Consider the following 1,426-nt stretch of genomic DNA (forward strand, 5'->3'; position numbering starts at 1 on the left):
CGATGCAATGTAACCCTGTATTTAAAGAAACATATCAACGACTTTTGGCTGCTGGAAAACCCAAAAAAGTAGCGCTCATTGCCTGCGTCAGAAAGATGGTAGTTATTCTAAATTCAATGCTTAGAGATGGCTGTATGTGGAATGGCAGATAGCGCCAAAAATTAACTATTGACGCCATAGTCTCTTGTTATGTTTAAGGCTCAAAGGGTTAAGTTTTGCGATACCAAGAGCTTAACTCGAGTTACCTTTAAAAACCAAAACTAGACGCTAAAAAGCTGAATTAACTCATAATTTTGAATGTTCTGACTTTGAGTTTTAACGTGGAAAACCGAAAAGCCGGGATTTAACTTTGAAATCAAAATCACTTCACTCACCTCGCCTACACTCTGCATTTCAATGAGGCAACTCTCTGAACTTTTAGCGCCCACGAATTGGAGTCCAGAAAACAGCGACCACTGAAGTTAACCTGCCGACAAGAGCAAAATTAGAAATACGAAGGAACAAAGAAAAGATGCAACCAACTGATTTTACGTGACTAAACATAACGCCGCGTTAAGGGGTGCAGGCACGCAATACAAAAGCTACCGCACAGTGCCGTAACCACTGAACCCAACGCAAACTGAAAATGCCACGCGTGCCAAATCCCACTTGAACGCCTTGTTATGCTTAAACTTCAATGGGTTACGTTTACTAAAAACAAGATTAACTCAGCTTTGATTCACGAACAAAAGCCAAAAACCTGAAATGACTCATGATTTTGAAAATCAGACTTTGAACTTTGGTAGCTAAAACGAAAAAACCTAATATCAAATTTCTGATTGAGCCAACCACCCTAACCTCGCGCTTACCCGACAATTGAATGAGGCAATTCTCTGAATTTCCAGCGCCAAAGAATAAGTGTCCGAAAAGCAGCGCTCACAAAAGCCAACTTGCCGATAAACACCAAACTGAAAAGCCGAGGGAACAAAGAAAAACCATAAACCAACTGATTTTACGTGACTAAACATAACGCCGCGTTAAGGGGTGAGTGCCGCCTAAACCAAGTTTCCGCAGACCACTTTCACCACCAAAACTCACTGCAAACCAAAAATGCCACGCGGCATGAATCCCTCTTAAACGCCTTGTTATGCTTAAGCTTCAATGAGTTACGTTTTACTCAAAACAAGATTAACTCGACTTTGATTTACAAACAAAAACCAAAACGTAGAAAACCGAAATGAATCATAGTTTTGATAATCAGACTAGGAATTTTGGCAAATCTGGTTTGAAGTTTGAAAACCTAAAATGGATTTCTGATTGAGCCAACCGCCCTAACCTCGCGATTGCCCGAGAATTGAATGAGGCAATTCTCTGAATTTCTAGCGCCAAAGAATATGCGTCCGAAAAACAGCGCTCACAAAAGCCGGCTTGCCGACAAACACAAAAC

Annotated in this window: 1 protein-coding gene and 1 pseudogene; one reads left to right on the forward strand and one right to left on the reverse strand. The window is 40.9% G+C overall.

Going from position 1 to position 1,426, the window contains the following annotated elements:
* Positions 1–165: pseudogene (locus tag CIK04_RS30790) on the forward strand (IS110 family transposase); the annotation flags it as partial.
* 834 nt (positions 166–999) lie between these two features.
* On the opposite strand, the gene CIK04_RS30805 reads toward CIK04_RS30790, so the two are convergent.
* On the reverse strand, positions 1,000–1,128 hold the full coding sequence (locus CIK04_RS30805; RefSeq protein ID WP_128824578.1) for a DUF3265 domain-containing protein: 129 nt from the start codon (positions 1,126–1,128) through the stop codon (positions 1,000–1,002).
* Positions 1,129–1,426 lie beyond the last annotated feature (298 nt).

The organism is Vibrio sp. 03_296 (assembly GCF_002265885.1).